General features: G+C 67.7%; 18 protein-coding genes and 1 pseudogene. 11 read left to right on the top strand and 8 right to left on the bottom strand.

Annotation, left to right across the window (positions count from 1 at the left end; genetic code table 11):
- Positions 1 to 23: 23 nt before the first annotated feature.
- From folX to folM, 3 genes are read right to left on the bottom strand one after another with little or no spacing between them, the layout of a single operon-like run.
- Entirely contained in the window at positions 24 to 395 is a 372-nt protein-coding gene (folX, locus tag ACW9UL_RS17040; protein ID WP_031303127.1) for a dihydroneopterin triphosphate 2'-epimerase, read from the bottom strand.
- Positions 395 to 955, bottom strand: a complete 561-nt coding sequence (folE, locus tag ACW9UL_RS17035; RefSeq protein ID WP_457787745.1) for a GTP cyclohydrolase I FolE — start codon at positions 953 to 955, stop codon at positions 395 to 397. The genes folX and folE overlap by 1 nt, the downstream gene beginning before the upstream one ends.
- A gap of 21 nt (positions 956 to 976) precedes the next feature.
- Complete coding sequence (gene folM, locus ACW9UL_RS17030; protein WP_397498336.1) at positions 977 to 1687, bottom strand: dihydromonapterin reductase; 711 nt, start codon at positions 1685 to 1687, stop codon at positions 977 to 979.
- Between the two features lie 264 nt (positions 1688 to 1951).
- On the opposite strand from folM, the gene ACW9UL_RS17025 reads away from it, so the two are divergent.
- Positions 1952 to 2230 (top strand): DUF6482 family protein, encoded by a 279-nt coding sequence (locus ACW9UL_RS17025; protein WP_457787744.1) that lies wholly within the window; start codon positions 1952 to 1954, stop codon positions 2228 to 2230.
- Here the strand turns inward: ACW9UL_RS17025 and ACW9UL_RS17020 are convergent, their stop codons facing one another.
- Positions 2231 to 2794 (bottom strand): antibiotic biosynthesis monooxygenase, encoded by a 564-nt coding sequence (locus ACW9UL_RS17020; protein ID WP_457787743.1) that lies wholly within the window; start codon positions 2792 to 2794, stop codon positions 2231 to 2233. It abuts the gene before it with no gap.
- A gap of 111 nt (positions 2795 to 2905) precedes the next feature.
- Entirely contained in the window at positions 2906 to 3343 is a 438-nt protein-coding gene (locus ACW9UL_RS17015) for a thiol-disulfide oxidoreductase DCC family protein (RefSeq protein ID WP_457787742.1), read from the bottom strand.
- Positions 3344 to 3433: 90 nt separating this feature from the next.
- Here ACW9UL_RS17015 and ACW9UL_RS17010 point away from each other — a divergent pair, with 90 nt between their 5' ends.
- Positions 3434 to 4387: a MerR family transcriptional regulator gene (locus ACW9UL_RS17010; protein WP_457787741.1), complete on the top strand. Its 954-nt coding sequence runs from the start codon at positions 3434 to 3436 to the stop codon at positions 4385 to 4387.
- Between the two features lie 245 nt (positions 4388 to 4632).
- On the opposite strand, the gene ACW9UL_RS17005 is transcribed toward ACW9UL_RS17010, so the two are convergent.
- Positions 4633 to 5247, bottom strand: a complete 615-nt coding sequence (locus tag ACW9UL_RS17005; RefSeq protein WP_457787740.1) for a PilZ domain-containing protein — start codon at positions 5245 to 5247, stop codon at positions 4633 to 4635.
- A gap of 65 nt (positions 5248 to 5312) precedes the next feature.
- Positions 5313 to 5750, bottom strand: coding sequence for a PAS domain-containing protein (locus ACW9UL_RS17000; protein ID WP_397498332.1), 438 nt, complete (start codon positions 5748 to 5750; stop codon positions 5313 to 5315).
- 103 nt (positions 5751 to 5853) lie between these two features.
- On the opposite strand from ACW9UL_RS17000, the gene ACW9UL_RS16995 reads away from it, so the two are divergent.
- Complete coding sequence (locus ACW9UL_RS16995; protein ID WP_021443845.1) at positions 5854 to 6303, top strand: flavodoxin; 450 nt, start codon at positions 5854 to 5856, stop codon at positions 6301 to 6303.
- 13 nt (positions 6304 to 6316) lie between these two features.
- Here the strand turns inward: ACW9UL_RS16995 and ACW9UL_RS16990 are convergent.
- Positions 6317 to 6574, bottom strand: a pseudogene (locus ACW9UL_RS16990) (LysR substrate-binding domain-containing protein); the annotation flags it as partial.
- Positions 6575 to 6803: 229 nt separating this feature from the next.
- On the opposite strand from ACW9UL_RS16990, the gene ACW9UL_RS16985 reads away from it, so the two are divergent.
- From ACW9UL_RS16985 to ACW9UL_RS16950, 8 genes are all read left to right on the top strand, one after another.
- Positions 6804 to 7580: a class II aldolase/adducin family protein gene (locus ACW9UL_RS16985; RefSeq protein ID WP_371921467.1), complete on the top strand. Its 777-nt coding sequence runs from the start codon at positions 6804 to 6806 to the stop codon at positions 7578 to 7580.
- Positions 7577 to 8488 carry an alpha/beta fold hydrolase gene (locus ACW9UL_RS16980; RefSeq protein WP_457787739.1) on the top strand — a complete coding sequence of 304 codons (912 nt, stop codon included), beginning with the start codon at positions 7577 to 7579 and terminating at the stop codon, positions 8486 to 8488. The genes ACW9UL_RS16985 and ACW9UL_RS16980 overlap by 4 nt, the downstream gene beginning before the upstream one ends.
- Positions 8467 to 8997 (top strand): DUF1569 domain-containing protein, encoded by a 531-nt coding sequence (locus tag ACW9UL_RS16975; protein WP_457787738.1) that lies wholly within the window; start codon positions 8467 to 8469, stop codon positions 8995 to 8997. The genes ACW9UL_RS16980 and ACW9UL_RS16975 overlap by 22 nt, the downstream gene beginning before the upstream one ends.
- 109 nt (positions 8998 to 9106) lie before the next feature.
- Complete coding sequence (locus tag ACW9UL_RS16970; RefSeq protein ID WP_457787737.1) at positions 9107 to 10018, top strand: SDR family oxidoreductase; 912 nt, start codon at positions 9107 to 9109, stop codon at positions 10016 to 10018.
- Positions 10019 to 10115: 97 nt separating this feature from the next.
- Complete coding sequence (locus ACW9UL_RS16965; protein WP_457787736.1) at positions 10116 to 10883, top strand: crotonase/enoyl-CoA hydratase family protein; 768 nt, start codon at positions 10116 to 10118, stop codon at positions 10881 to 10883.
- Between the two features lie 78 nt (positions 10884 to 10961).
- Complete coding sequence (locus tag ACW9UL_RS16960) at positions 10962 to 11570, top strand: DUF2846 domain-containing protein (protein ID WP_457787735.1); 609 nt, start codon at positions 10962 to 10964, stop codon at positions 11568 to 11570.
- Positions 11571 to 11706: 136 nt separating this feature from the next.
- The gene (locus ACW9UL_RS16955) at positions 11707 to 12291 is read left to right on the top strand and encodes a DJ-1/PfpI family protein (RefSeq protein WP_397498394.1); all 585 of its coding nucleotides are present in this window, start codon (positions 11707 to 11709) and stop codon (positions 12289 to 12291) included.
- A gap of 102 nt (positions 12292 to 12393) precedes the next feature.
- Positions 12394 to 12693, top strand: a complete 300-nt coding sequence (locus tag ACW9UL_RS16950; protein WP_457787734.1) for a ribbon-helix-helix domain-containing protein — start codon at positions 12394 to 12396, stop codon at positions 12691 to 12693.

The following is a 12693-nucleotide window of genomic DNA, read 5'->3' as shown; positions in this document are numbered from 1 at the left end:
CGGCAAGCCGACCGCGGCGCCGCTTAGCGGTGGCCGGCCAGGGTAATGGACACCGACTCGGCGAAACGCAGGGCGTGCGGTTTGTCCACTTCCACCTCGGCGTAGCGCACCGCCTGGTGGGCCATGACCAGGTCGAGGATTTCCTGGGTCAGGCGCTCGAGCAGGGCGAAGCGGTTGCCCTCGACGTGGGCGATGATCGCCTTGGTGATGGTGCGGTAGTTCAGCGCGTGGTCGATGTCGTTGACCTGCACGGCGTCGACCGCCGGATAGAGGATGGTCAGGTTGATCAGCACGTCCTGCTTGTTGTTGATCTCCTCCTCCTTGATGCCGATATAGGTGCGCAGGCGCAGGTCCTTGACGCGGATGCGCGCCATTCCGGGTTCCAGTCGCGGCATTACTTGTTCCGTCCGATCAGTTGCAAAAATTCATGGCGAGTGTTGCAGGACTCGCGGAAGGCGCCAAGCATCACCGAGCTGCTCATCACCGAGTTCTGCTTCTCCACCCCGCGCATCATCATGCACATGTGCTTGGCCTCGATCACCACGGCGACGCCGGCGGCGTTGGTCACGCGCTGGATCGCATCGGCGATCTGCTTGGTCAGGTTCTCCTGAATCTGCAGGCGGCGGGCGAACATGTCGACGATGCGCGCCACCTTGGACAGGCCCAGCACCTTGCCGGTGGGGATGTAGGCGACGTGCGCCTTGCCGATGAAGGGCAGCAGGTGGTGCTCGCACAGCGAGTACAGCTCGATGTCCTTGACGATCACCATCTCGTCGTTGTCCGAGGCGAACAGCGCGCCGTTGACTATCTCTTCCAGCGACTGCTGGTAGCCGTGGCAGAGGTACTGCATGGCCTTGGCCGCGCGCTTGGGGGTGTCGAGCAGGCCCTCGCGCTCGGGATTCTCGCCCAGGCCGATGAGGATTTCGCGGTAGTGCTGGGGCAGATGTGGGTGCATGGTAGTGTCCTTGGCGCCGCCTCACTTGAGGTGGCGGCCGCCGTTGAGGGTCAGGGTGGTGCCGGTCAGGTAAGGGTTGTCCAGCAGGTAGCGCAGGCTTAGGTAGAAGGCTTCCGGGCCGGGTTCGATGCCCAGCGCCGATTTGGCCAGGGTCTGCTGGCGATACTCGGCGTCGTCGTCCTGGTTGAACATCAGCAGCGCCGGGGCGATGCCGTTGACCTTGATGTGCGGCGCGAAGCGTGCGGCGAATGACAGCGTCAGGCTCTCCAGGCCGGCCTTGCTGGCGCAGTAGGCGGGGCGCTTGGCGCTGCCTTTGCGCGTCACGTCGTCGCTGACATGGACGATGTCGGCCGGGCTGGCGCGCTGCAGCAGCTCGGCGCAGTGCAGGTTGATCAGGTAGGGCGCGAGCATGTGCACGGCGAACAGCTGCTGGAAGGCCGCCGCCTCGTCGCCCGGCGTCTCGCTGAGCCAGTCCGAGGCGTTGTGGACGATGGCGCGCAGGCCGTCGGTGTGGCATTTCACCGCGTCGACGAAGGCGAGGATGCTGGCCTCGTCGCGAAAGTCCGCCGGCAGGCACAGGGCGCCGCGCTGACGCAGGCGCTGCACGCCCTCGCGTTCGTGGCGGTAGCTGAGGATCACTGGTTGGCCGGCATCGAGCAGGCGTTCGGCGCAGTACAGGCCGACTCGCTGGCTGGCGCCGGTGATCAGGATGGGAAGGCTGGCAGCGCTCATTTCGGGCCCTGGCGGAAAAAGGGAGGGTTCAGCGGCACCGCTTCGGGTTACCTGACCAGTAGGGAAACGGCACCGGCCGAACCTGGAGTAAAGCTATACCAGCTCGGCAACTTGTACAACCATGCCGCGCCTGTGGTTTTTCAGGAAAAGCGCTTGTTTTCGCTATTTCATTGAGCTTCAAGGGTTTTTAATTTTCTCTGGCCTGTAGAAAATTTGCTCTTTGCATGTACAAAAAACTTTTATCTGTATAAGTGTGAGGTGTGGATGAGCTGGCGCGAGTTGCGTGCGGCCTGGCGCGCGGGAAGCGTGCTGCGCATCGAGGTGCTGGTGCTGCGCGCGGCGGGTTACCGCGCGCGGGCGCTGTGTGCCGACGGGCGTCGCCCTTGGCTGGGGCCGCCCAGCCTGGCGCTGGCGCCGCTGAAGCGGCGTCTGCGCCAGTGCGGGGTGGATGCTCTGTACCTGCTGCAGAGCGAGGCGCACGACGAAATCATCGCTCGACCGGCGTTGCACCAGGGCCACGCCGGGTTGCGCCTGCCGCTCTGATCAGGGCTTGCCGGGTAGGCCCTGACGTCCGTCCAGGCGTCCGCTGTCGGCCAGCAGCCAGGGCGCCAGCAGGCGGCTAGCCAGGGGGATGAACAGGTAGGTCATCAGCGGGGTCAGGGCCAGGGTGCTCAGCAGCACCCGGACGACCAGCGAGAGGTCGTCCAGCGCCGGGCCGAACAGCAGGTTGAAGGCCAGCGAGACCGGGAAGAACGCCAGCCAGATGGCGATGCTCTGCTTCCAGCGCGGCGGCTGGCGGTGCACGCTGCCGAACCAGGCGTCGAGGCCGACGGCGCGTTTTTCCTGGGGCTGGGCGAACAGCCCGCTGCCGCGCTGCAGCCAGGCCTGGCGCGAGGCGGAATGCTCCCAGGAGGCCATGGTCTGCTCGTCGCTGAAACGAAAGACGATCTGGAATTCGTCGTCGCCGGACGGCGGCGCCAGCACGCCGGAGCCGAGGTAGCCGGGGAAGTCGGTGGCCAGGTGTTCGCCTTCGCGCAGCCAGGCGATGAAGTCGTGATAGCGGCCGTGGGCGACGCGGCGCGCCACCATCAGGGTAACCGGGGACATCGTGTATCTCCTCGAAGCTGGCCCGTGGCCGGGGTGTGGCCTGGGGCGTACGCGGCGCGGGGTGATGCGCCGGGTAGGAATGCAGCAAGGATTATTCCGCTTTTGCGCCAATTAGCCAGCGTCGCGCGATGGCGGGCGTGGCGGCGTGCAGGCCGCGTTCTGCCGGCAGCGCCGCGCACCATCGGGGTGCGGCAGCCGCGCCAGGTGCGGGCGCAGGCGGCAGAACAGCTGATAGCCCCACTCCAGCGGCGGGCGCAGCGCGCGCCAGCCCAGCGGCGCGACCCAGGCGCCGAGGCCGGCGGCCTGCCAGCTGGCCAGGCTGGCATCGAGCCCGACCAGCCAGCGGCCGTCGGCCCAGCGTGCATGCAGGCGGGCCTGCAGGGTCGACAGCGCCAGGCCTAGCGGCTGCGGGTCGAAGTCCGCGGCGGCGATATCCACCAGCTGCAGCCGTTCGCGGGCGGCATGGCGGCGCAGCAGGGCGATCTCGCGGGCGCAGAGCGGGCAGGCGCCGTCGTAGTAGAGGGTGAGTGGCCAGGTGGGATCGCGCATGGGGATGCCTTGTACAGGTTTTGTACAATGTAAGCGCGTCGGGGCCTGGGTTACAATGCCGGCACCTTTTCTGCCGCGATGCCCGAAGCCATGCCTGAACTCGCCGGTGCCCCTCTGCTCGCGTCCAGCGCCCTGAAACAGGAAGAGTTGTTCCCGATCCGCGAAGTCTCGCGCCTGACCGGCGTCAACCCGGTCACCCTGCGGGCCTGGGAGCGACGCTACGGATTGATCCAGCCGACCCGCACCGACAGCGGCCATCGCCTGTATTCGCAGGCCGACATCGAGGCGGTGCGCAGCATCCTGGCCTGGATCGAGCGCGGCGTGGCGGTGAGCAAGGTCGGCAAGATCCTGGCCAAGAGCGCCGGCGCCCGCAGCGCGGCGACGCCGGCCTACGAGGAAGTCAGCGCCGGCGAATGGAGCGAGTGGCAGGGGCAGGTCCGCCGCGCCCTCGGCGATTTCGACGAGCTGCGCCTGGAGCGCCTGTACGGCCAGATCTTCTCCTCCTACCCGCTGCCGGTGGTGTTCCAGGACATCCTCATGCCGGTGTGGCAGACCCTGCTGCTGCGCCAGGACGAGTTCGGCCAGTGCAGCGAATGGCTGCTGCTCGACAGCTTCCTGCGCGGACGTTGCCTGCAGCGCCTGCAACTGGGTCGCGGCAGCGTCGAGGAAAGGGTGCTGCTCGCCGCCTTGCCGGGGCATTGTCGCGAGCTGGAGCTGCTGGTCGCCGCGCTGTTGCTGGGCAGCCTCGATATCGGCGTCAGCGTGCTCGGCGTCGGCCAGCCGTTGGCCGAGCTGCCGCTGGTGTGCGAGAAGATGCAGCCGCAGGCGCTGGTGCTGTTCAGCAACCAGCCGCCCAGCGACGAGCTGCCGCGGCAGCTGTCGCGCCTGGCGCTGGCGCTGGACTGCCCGCTGTTGCTGGCCGGCGACAGCGCCGACCTGGCCGAGGAGAGCCTGACCGGTTCGCCGATTGCCTGCCTGGGCAATGAAGGGCGGCTGATGCAGCGACGTCTGCAGCAGTTTCTCGCCGGTCACCTCGATACCTGATCCCCGTCCGCACGTGCCGCTTATCCCGTCTGCCGGGAGGCCGGGCGCGTGAGCGTGCGCGAAAACGCTTGTCGGTGACGAAAATTAGTTGTACAAGAGTTGTACATTGTGATCGTGTGTAGGGCTTACCGTCGCGACTCGCGGCCGCTGAGGTTGCACGGCGGAAGCTCGACCGACTGCGCAATCCGATAGCCAGCCCTCTCCGATCCCCTTCGGCTATCGGATTTTTTCTTCCGCGGCGGCGCTCAGGTGACCGGGTCGCTGCGCCGCTGGCGGTCGCTGTGCTGTTCGAAGAGGTATTGGCGCAGCGTCTGCTCGTCTTCGTCGTGCAGGGTTTGCAGGCTGTAGGCGTAGCGGGCCTTGCCGATGCGCCGTACCAGGCGGGCGCGCAACTGCACGCGGCGCTGTTGCGGCAACAGCAGCTGCAGCAGCTGATCCTTGGCCGGGTTGCCGGGATTGTTGTGCTGCACCAGCATGCCGTTGTTCGACAGCTCCACTACCTGCAGGCCGCTGGGGCGCTCTCGTCGGTCCAGCAGGGGCAGCGGGGCGGTGAGGGACAGGCGCCATGGACGTTCGCTGACGCCTTGCTCGAAGATCAGCGGTGCGTCCAGCTCCAGGCGTGAACCGCTCTGGCCGTCCTGGATCAGGCGCAAGGGAAAACTCAGGTGCTGATTGTCGCTGTGGGTGTCCAGGCTGAGCTGTTCGTCGCTGCTCAACTGGTTGAGCAGTTCGCGCAATTGTGCGCCGATGGCCAGGCGTCGTGTTTGCGCTTCACTGGGGCGGCGTTTGCGGGGTTGATGCGAGCTGAGTTGCTGGATGAAATCCAACTCGGCTTGGGTCAGCAGCGGGTCGCTTTGCATGGCGGATACTACCTAGAGTCCAGCACCTTCAGACCGCGTCCCGCAGCGAGAGTTGTGTGCGTTCGTCAGTTATCCAGGCGTGCCCTGAGTTCGGCCAGCTCCGCCTCCAGCGCTTTGACGCGCTGCTGGGCCTCGACCTGCTCGGTGACGTCCTTCTGGATACCTATATAGTAGGTCAGCTGGTCGCCTTCGTTGAAAACCGGGGTGATCGACAGTTCGTTCCAGAAGGCGCTGCCGTCCTTGCGGTAGTTGCGGATGATCTGCCGGCACGGCTGCTGCGTCTTGACCGCCTGGCGGATGGCGTCCAGGCCGGGTTGGTCGCGGTCGTCGCCCTGCAGGAAGCGGCAATCCTGGTAGAGGATGTCTTCGCTGGCGTAGCCGGTGAGGCGCTCGAAAGCCGGGTTGGCGTAGATCAGGATGTTGTCGTCACCCTCCTGCTCGGCCACCACGATGCCGTCGTTGGAGGCGTCGATTACCAGTTGCAGCAGTTTGGCGTTGATCATGGGCGCGGTTCCGCAGGGTATGTGCGCTGCATTCTAAAACATCGGGTCGGGCTGTCCACTTGCGGCATAATGCGCCGCCTTTGCCACTGTTTCAGGAGTTGTCATGAAAGTCGCCATCCTCTCGGGGTCGGTCTACGGCACCGCCGAAGAAGTTGCCCGCCACGCCGAGCGCCTGCTCCAGGCCGCCGGGCTGGAGGCCTGGCACAAGCCGAACCTGAGCCTGGAAGAGCTGCTGGCCTTCGGCCCCGAGGCCTTTCTCACCGTGACCTCCACCACCGGCATGGGCGAGCTGCCGGACAACCTGCTGCCGCTGTACGGCGCCATTCGCGACCGCCTGCCGGCCTGGCAGGGGCTGCCCGGCGCGGTGCTGGCGCTGGGCGATTCCAGCTACGACAGCTTCTGCGGCGGCGGTGAGCTGGTGCGCGAGCTGTACGCCGAGCTGGGTCTGCGCGAAGTGGTGGAGATGCTGCGCCTGGACGCCAGCGAGACGGTCACCCCGGAACGCGACGCCGAGCCCTGGTTGCAGGCCTTCGCCGCCGCGCTGCAGGGCTGACCCCGCAGGCGGCCTACGGCGCCGGGGACTCGTCCAGCAGCTCCAGCCAGGCCTGCGCCGCGCGTGACAGGTAGGCGTCGCGCCGCCAGATAAAGGCGATATCCCAGCGCAGATCCGACTCCAGCAATGGCCGGCGCACCACGCCCCGCCGTTCCAGCGCGGCGAGAAAGTCCGCCTGGCCGCTGCGGCCGCCTTCCTGCGGGGGAGCCGCGCCTGCTGATAGCCCTGCTCTAAGGCCCCGTTGTCGTTGATTGGCCGTGGAAGCAGCTTGAGCCGCGACATTCGCGGATAAATCCGCTCCTGCAAAACCGCGTGCCCTGTCGACGCAGAATGGAGCATGGCCTTCCATAAGAGCGGCGAATGACGCCTTATCGCGGCCCGTACGGTCGGGTCATTGACCCGCAGGGTCAGCAGCTTGGCTGCCAGGGCAACTATCGCGGGGCCCACGCACGGCTAGACTGCGGACACCGCCGAACCACAACAAGATCGAGGTGACCGCCGTGAACGCTCCGCTGAATCTGCCCGACGTGAAGAACCAGGTATCCGCCGCCGAATGGCAGACCCGCGTCGACCTGGCCGCCTGCTACCGGCTGATCGCCCTGTACGGCTGGGACGACCTGATCTTCACCCACATCTCGGCCAAGGTGCCAGGCACCGAGGACTTCCTGATCAACCCCTACGGCCTGATGTTCGACGAGATCAGCGCCTCCAGCCTGGTCAAGGTCGACCTGGCCGGCAACAAGCTGATGGACAGCCCCTTCGACATCAACCCGGCCGGCTACACCATCCACAGCGCCGTGCACGAGGTGCGCCACGACGTCGGCTGCGTGCTGCATATCCACACCGCCGCCGGCATCGCCGTGTCGGCGCAGCAGCAGGGCCTGCTGCCGCTGTCGCAGCAGTCGCTGTTCGTCCTTTCCAGCCTGGCCTACCACGGCTACGAGGGCGTGGCGCTGAACCATGACGAGAAGGCGCGGCTGCAGGCCGACCTGGGCGAGAAGAACTTCATGATCCTGCCCAACCACGGCCTGCTCACCGCCTTCGGCAGCATCGCCGACGCCTTCCTCGGCATGTTCACCCTGCAGCGCGCCTGCGAGATCCAGGTGATGGCGCAGAGCGGGGGCGGCGAGCTGATCCATATCCCGCAGCAGATCCTCGACGGCGCCCGGGCGATGCTCGCCGGGGTGATGAAGAGCCCGCAGGGCATGGGCGGCGCGCTGCCCTGGCCGGCGCTGCTGCGCAAGCTCGACCGCTGCAACCCGGGCTACGCGCAGTGACGGCGTTGCCCGGCATCGCCCTGGACGCCTGGCGCGCCCAGGGGCACGAGCTGCGTTTCGGCCCGCACGCGATTCGCTACTGGACGGCGGGCGAGGCGGCAGCCGAGCCGCTGCTGCTGATCCACGGGTTTCCCACCGCCAGCTGGGACTGGCACCGCCTGTGGCAGCCGCTGGCGCGCCAGTACCGGCTGATCGCCTGCGACATGCTCGGCTTCGGCTACTCGGCCAAGCCGCGCGGCCATGCCTACAGCCTGCTGGAGCAGGCCGACCTGCAGCAGGCGCTGCTGGCCCACCTGGGCGAGACGCGCCCGCTGCATGTGCTGGCCCACGACTACGGCGACAGCGTGGCCCAGGAGCTGCTGGCCCGCCATCAGGACGGATGCATCCAGTTGGCCAGCTGCGTGTTCCTCAACGGTGGCCTGTTTCCCGAGACCCACTATCCGGTGCTGACCCAGAAGCTGCTGCTCGGCCCGCTGGGGCCGCTGCTCGGCCGGTTGTTCTCGCGGCGCACCCTGGCGCAGAACTTCGCCAAGGTGTTCGGCCCGCATACGCCGCCCAGCGAGGCCGAGCTGGACGCCTTCTGGGCGCTGATCGCACATAACGACGGGCCCAAGGTGATGCACCGGCTGATCCGCTACATCCTTGATCGCCGCGCCAACCGCGCACGCTGGGTGGCGGCCATGCAGGAAACCACGGTGCCCATGCGGGTGATCGACGGCGCGGTCGACCCGATCTCCGGCGCGCATATGGTGGCGCGCTACCGCGAGCTGATCGAGCAGCCCGACACGGTGCTGCTCGACGGCATCGGCCACTATCCGCAAACCGAGGCGCCGGATCTGGTGCTCGCCCATTACCTCGAGTTTCGCCAACGGCTGGAGACCGCAGCATGCAGCGCCGTACCCTGTTGAAAGGTGCCGCCGTCGGCGGCGTGGCGGCCCTCGGCGCTGGTTTCTGGGCGCTGCCCGGCGGCCCGGCGCCGGCTGCCGTCGAGCTGGCGGCGGCGCAGCGCCTGCTGGCCGAGCTGGCCGGCCGGCCACTGGTCAGCCTGCAGGGCTGGAGCCCGAGCGAGGTATTCAACCACTGCGCGCAGAGCATCGAGTATTCCCTGGACGGCTTTCCGCAGCTCAAACCTGCCTGGTTTCGCCACAGCCTCGGCCCGGGCGCCTTTGCCCTGTTCAGCGCCCGTGGCGGCATGCGCCATCCGCTGACCGAGGCGATTCCCGGCGCCGCGCCACTGGCCGAGCCGGCCAGCCAGGCGGCTGCCCTGCAGCGTCTGCAGGCCGCCTTCGAGCGCTTCGCCGCGCACACTGGCGCTCTGCAGCCGCATTTCGCCTACGGCGTGCTGAGTCACGCCGAGTACGCCCAGGCCCATGTGCTGCACCTGTACGACCATCTGCGCCTGATCCGTCCGGCCTGACCATCCCGGCGCCTTATCGCGCACCATTCAGCGTCAGGCCGGTTCGTTGTGAGCGCAGCGGCCCTGCGTGACACTCGCTGCCATTGCCCACTGCCGAGGAGTTTCTGCCATGAGTGAAGCGGTTCGTTTCGAGGATCAGGTCGTCATCGTCACCGGCGCCGGCGGCGGTCTGGGCCGCGCCCACGCGCTGCTGTTCGCCCGCCATGGCGCCAAGGTGGTGGTCAACGACCTCGGCGGCAGCACCCACGGCGAGGGCGCCAATGCCTCGGCGGCGGACAAGGTGGTGGAAGAGATCAGGGCCTTCGGCGGCGATGCCGTGGCCAACCACGACTCGGTGACCGACGGCGACAAGATAGTGCAGACCGCGCTGGATCATTTCGGCCGCATCGACGTGCTGGTCAACAACGCCGGCATCCTGCGCGACAAGAGTTTCCACAAGATGGAAGACGCCGACTGGGAGCTGGTCTACAAGGTCCATGTCGAAGGCGCCTACAAGACCACTCACGCTGCCTGGCCGCATTTGCGCGAGCAGAACTACGGCCGAGTGATCTTCACCTCGTCCACCTCCGGCATCTACGGCAACTTCGGCCAGAGCAACTACGGCATGGCCAAGCTCGGTCTCTATGGCCTGACCCGTACCCTGGCCATCGAGGGGCGCAAGAACAACATTCTGGTCAACGCCATCGCCCCGACTGGCGCCACGCGCATGACCGAGGGGCTGATCCCGCCGCAGGTATTCGAGCAGCTCAAACCCGAACTGGTCAGCCCGCTGGTGGTGTACCTGGGCAGCCAGAACTGCCAGGACACCGGCGGCCTGTTCGAAGTCGGCGGCGGCTGGGTCGGCAAGGTGCGCTGGGAGCGCAGCCTGGGCGCCGGCTTCGACCCCAAGGCCGGCTTCAGCCCGGACGACGTGGCCGCGCAGTGGCAGCGCATCTGCGACTTCGAGGGCGCCGCGCACCCGGCGGACAACGTCGAGGCGCTCCGGGAAATGATGGCGAATCTGCACAAGTACGCCCTCTGATCGGCCAGCTAGGCTGACGCGCCCGCGCAGGCGGATTAGGCTCGAAGGCCGGCAGCGATGCCGGCCTTTTTTCGTTCAGCCAGCGGAGTGCAGCTTAATGTCGGTGATAGTCGAGAAGAACGGCCCGGTGACCACCCTGAGCATCGACCGGCCGCAGGCGCGCAACGCCGTCGACCGCCCCACGGCCGAGGCGCTGGCCGCGGCCTTGCGCGCCTTCGAGGCGGACGATGAAGCGCGCGTGGCGGTGCTGACCGGCAGCGGCGGCACCTTCTGCGCTGGCGCCGACCTGGCGGCGGTGGCCGAGGGCGGCGAGCGTGCCAATCGCCTGGACGAGCAGGGCGATGCGCCCATGGGGCCGAGTCGCATGCAGCTCGGCAAACCGCTGATCGCCGCCATCGAGGGCCATGCCGTGGCCGGCGGCCTGGAGCTGGCGCTGCTCGCCGACCTGCGGGTGATGGCGCAGGATGCGCTGCTCGGGGTGTTCTGTCGGCGCTTCGGCGTGCCGCTGATCGACGGCGGCACGGTGCGCCTGCCGCGCATCGTCGGCCAGGGGCGGGCGCTGGACCTGATCCTGAGCGGCCGCCCGGTGGCGGCGGACGAGGCGCTGCAGATGGGCCTGGTCAACCGCGTGGTGGCACCTGGTCAGGCGCTGGCGGCGGCGCAGCAGTTGGCGGCGCAGCTCGCCGCCTTCCCCCAGCGCTGCCTGCTGGCCGACCGCGCCAGTGTCTATGCGCAGTGGGACCTGCCGCTGAACGAGGCGCTGGCCGGCGAATTCCGCGGCGGCCTGGCGGTGGTGGACAGCGGCGAGACGGCGGAGGGCGCGCGGCGCTTTCGCGACGGCAAGGGGCGCCACGGCGCCTTCTGAACGGGCCGCACTTTTGTCGGGTGTTGCCCGTGCGCGGGCCGGCTAAGCTGCGTGCATGCCCCTCACAAGGAATGCTCGATGCGCCGCCTGCTGCTGCCCTTGCTCGCCGTCCTGCTGGTCGGCTGCTCGACCCCCGGCGCCTTCTTCGGCGACCTGGACGGCGAAGCCTTCGTCCCCCACGCGCTGAGCGACGAGAACCACGCCCTGGTCTATCTGTACCGTCCACGCAACGACTGGGCCGATCAGGAGCTGGAGGCGCCGGGGCTGTTTCTCGACAACCAGCTGATCGGCAGCCTGCCGAGCAACGGCTACCTGGTGCTGGAGTTCGAGGCGGCCAACCATCGGCTGGAAATGCGCCGGCCGCTGGCCGGCAGCTTCTGGACCCTGCTGGCTGACGGGCCGCTGGACTTCACCCTGATCTCCAGCTTCAGCCTGGATGCCGCGGTGGGCGGCACCTACTACCTGCGCTACGACGAGGACGGCCCGCCGCCGCACAGCGGCGCCCTGGACGGCGGTGGCGATGGCCCGCTGCAGCTGGTGTCGGCCGAGCTGGCCGAGCGCGAACTGGGCGCCACCCGCCTGGTGCAGCCGCCGGCTCGCATCGCTGCCCATCACCAGCAGGGGGAGCGCCCGCAGCGCGGCTTCTGGCGCTCGGTCGGCCAGGCGCTGGACAAGATCGGCATCTGATTTGGCGGCGCCGCGCGTACCAACCCGCGGCAACGACCATCGGCCTGCACGGGCGCACGGGAGTAGTACCGGGCTGTTACCTGTCGGAGCAAGTAGGGGCGAATAATGGCTCCGTTGCATCCACCCCCAGGAGACGATCATGGCTGCCAAGAAGATTCTGATGCTGGTCGGCGACTACGCCGAAGACTACGAAACCATGGTGCCCTTCCAGGCCCTGCAGATGGTCGGTCACAGCGTGCATGCGGTGTGTCCGGACAAGGTCGCCGGGCAGACCGTGCGCACCGCCATCCACGACTTCGAGGGCGACCAGACCTACAGCGAGAAGCCGGGGCACAACTTCGCCCTCAATTTCGACTTCGCCAAGGTCAAGGCCGAGGATTACGACGCGCTGCTGATTCCCGGCGGCCGTGCCCCGGAATACCTGCGCCTGAATGGCGAAGTGTTGGCGCTGGTAAAAGCCTTCGCCAAGGCCGACAAGCCGATCGCCGCGGTCTGTCACGGCGCCCAGCTGCTGGCCGCCGCCGGCGTGCTGGAGGGGCGCGAATGCAGCGCCTACCCGGCCTGCGCGCCGGAAGTGACGCTGGCCGGCGGCCGCTACGTGGATATCCCGGTGGATCAGGCTCACGTGCAGGGCAACCTGGCCACCGCGCCGGCCTGGCCCGCGCATCCGGCCTGGCTGGCCGGCTTCCTCAAGCTGCTCGGCACCGAGATTCGCCTGTAGTCGAGCCGTACCCCGGACGCCATCCGCGGCGCATCATTGCCGATATTCCCCGGATTGCATCCGGGCTACGACGCTGCCACAAGTTTCCAGGAGGCGACGCTCATGTGCGAACTCTATGTAAAGGCCGACCCCATCCTCTACGAATCGCGCTCGCGTTCGCTGCGCATCCACGGCGTGGTGACCACCTTGCGCCTGGAAAACCAGTTCTGGGACATCCTGCGCGAGATCGCCGAAGTCGATGGCATGACCACCAATCAGCTGATCGCCAAGCTTTACGAAGAGGTCATGGATTTTCGCGGCGAGGTGGTCAACTTCGCCTCTTTCCTGCGCGTCAGCTGCACCCGCTACCTGGCGCAGAAGGCCGGGCGCGCGGTGCCGCTGCGGGTGGTCGGCGCCGGTTGA

The organism is Pseudomonas sp. PL-6, assembly GCF_054110165.1.
Note: the sequence above shows the minus strand (reverse complement) of the source record. Positions and strands in the feature narration are given on the sequence as shown.

What these genes read in the sequence shown, in the direction of transcription:
- folX (WP_031303127.1), bottom strand. Translation starts at nt 395, where the DNA reads ATGCCGCGACTGGAACCCGGAATGGCGCGCATCCGCGTCAAGGACCTG.
- folE (WP_457787745.1), bottom strand. Translation starts at nt 955, where the DNA reads ATGCACCCACATCTGCCCCAGCACTACCGCGAAATCCTCATCGGCCTG.
- folM (WP_397498336.1), bottom strand. Translation starts at nt 1,687, where the DNA reads ATGAGCGCTGCCAGCCTTCCCATCCTGATCACCGGCGCCAGCCAGCGA.
- ACW9UL_RS17025 (WP_457787744.1), top strand. Translation starts at nt 1,952, where the DNA reads ATGAGCTGGCGCGAGTTGCGTGCGGCCTGGCGCGCGGGAAGCGTGCTG.
- ACW9UL_RS17020 (WP_457787743.1), bottom strand. Translation starts at nt 2,794, where the DNA reads ATGTCCCCGGTTACCCTGATGGTGGCGCGCCGCGTCGCCCACGGCCGC.
- ACW9UL_RS17015 (WP_457787742.1), bottom strand. Translation starts at nt 3,343, where the DNA reads ATGCGCGATCCCACCTGGCCACTCACCCTCTACTACGACGGCGCCTGC.
- ACW9UL_RS17010 (WP_457787741.1), top strand. Translation starts at nt 3,434, where the DNA reads ATGCCTGAACTCGCCGGTGCCCCTCTGCTCGCGTCCAGCGCCCTGAAA.
- ACW9UL_RS17005 (WP_457787740.1), bottom strand. Translation starts at nt 5,247, where the DNA reads ATGCAAAGCGACCCGCTGCTGACCCAAGCCGAGTTGGATTTCATCCAG.
- ACW9UL_RS17000 (WP_397498332.1), bottom strand. Translation starts at nt 5,750, where the DNA reads ATGATCAACGCCAAACTGCTGCAACTGGTAATCGACGCCTCCAACGAC.
- ACW9UL_RS16995 (WP_021443845.1), top strand. Translation starts at nt 5,854, where the DNA reads ATGAAAGTCGCCATCCTCTCGGGGTCGGTCTACGGCACCGCCGAAGAA.
- ACW9UL_RS16975 (WP_457787738.1), top strand. Translation starts at nt 8,467, where the DNA reads ATGCAGCGCCGTACCCTGTTGAAAGGTGCCGCCGTCGGCGGCGTGGCG.
- ACW9UL_RS16970 (WP_457787737.1), top strand. Translation starts at nt 9,107, where the DNA reads ATGAGTGAAGCGGTTCGTTTCGAGGATCAGGTCGTCATCGTCACCGGC.
- ACW9UL_RS16965 (WP_457787736.1), top strand. Translation starts at nt 10,116, where the DNA reads ATGTCGGTGATAGTCGAGAAGAACGGCCCGGTGACCACCCTGAGCATC.
- ACW9UL_RS16960 (WP_457787735.1), top strand. Translation starts at nt 10,962, where the DNA reads ATGCGCCGCCTGCTGCTGCCCTTGCTCGCCGTCCTGCTGGTCGGCTGC.
- ACW9UL_RS16950 (WP_457787734.1), top strand. Translation starts at nt 12,394, where the DNA reads ATGTGCGAACTCTATGTAAAGGCCGACCCCATCCTCTACGAATCGCGC.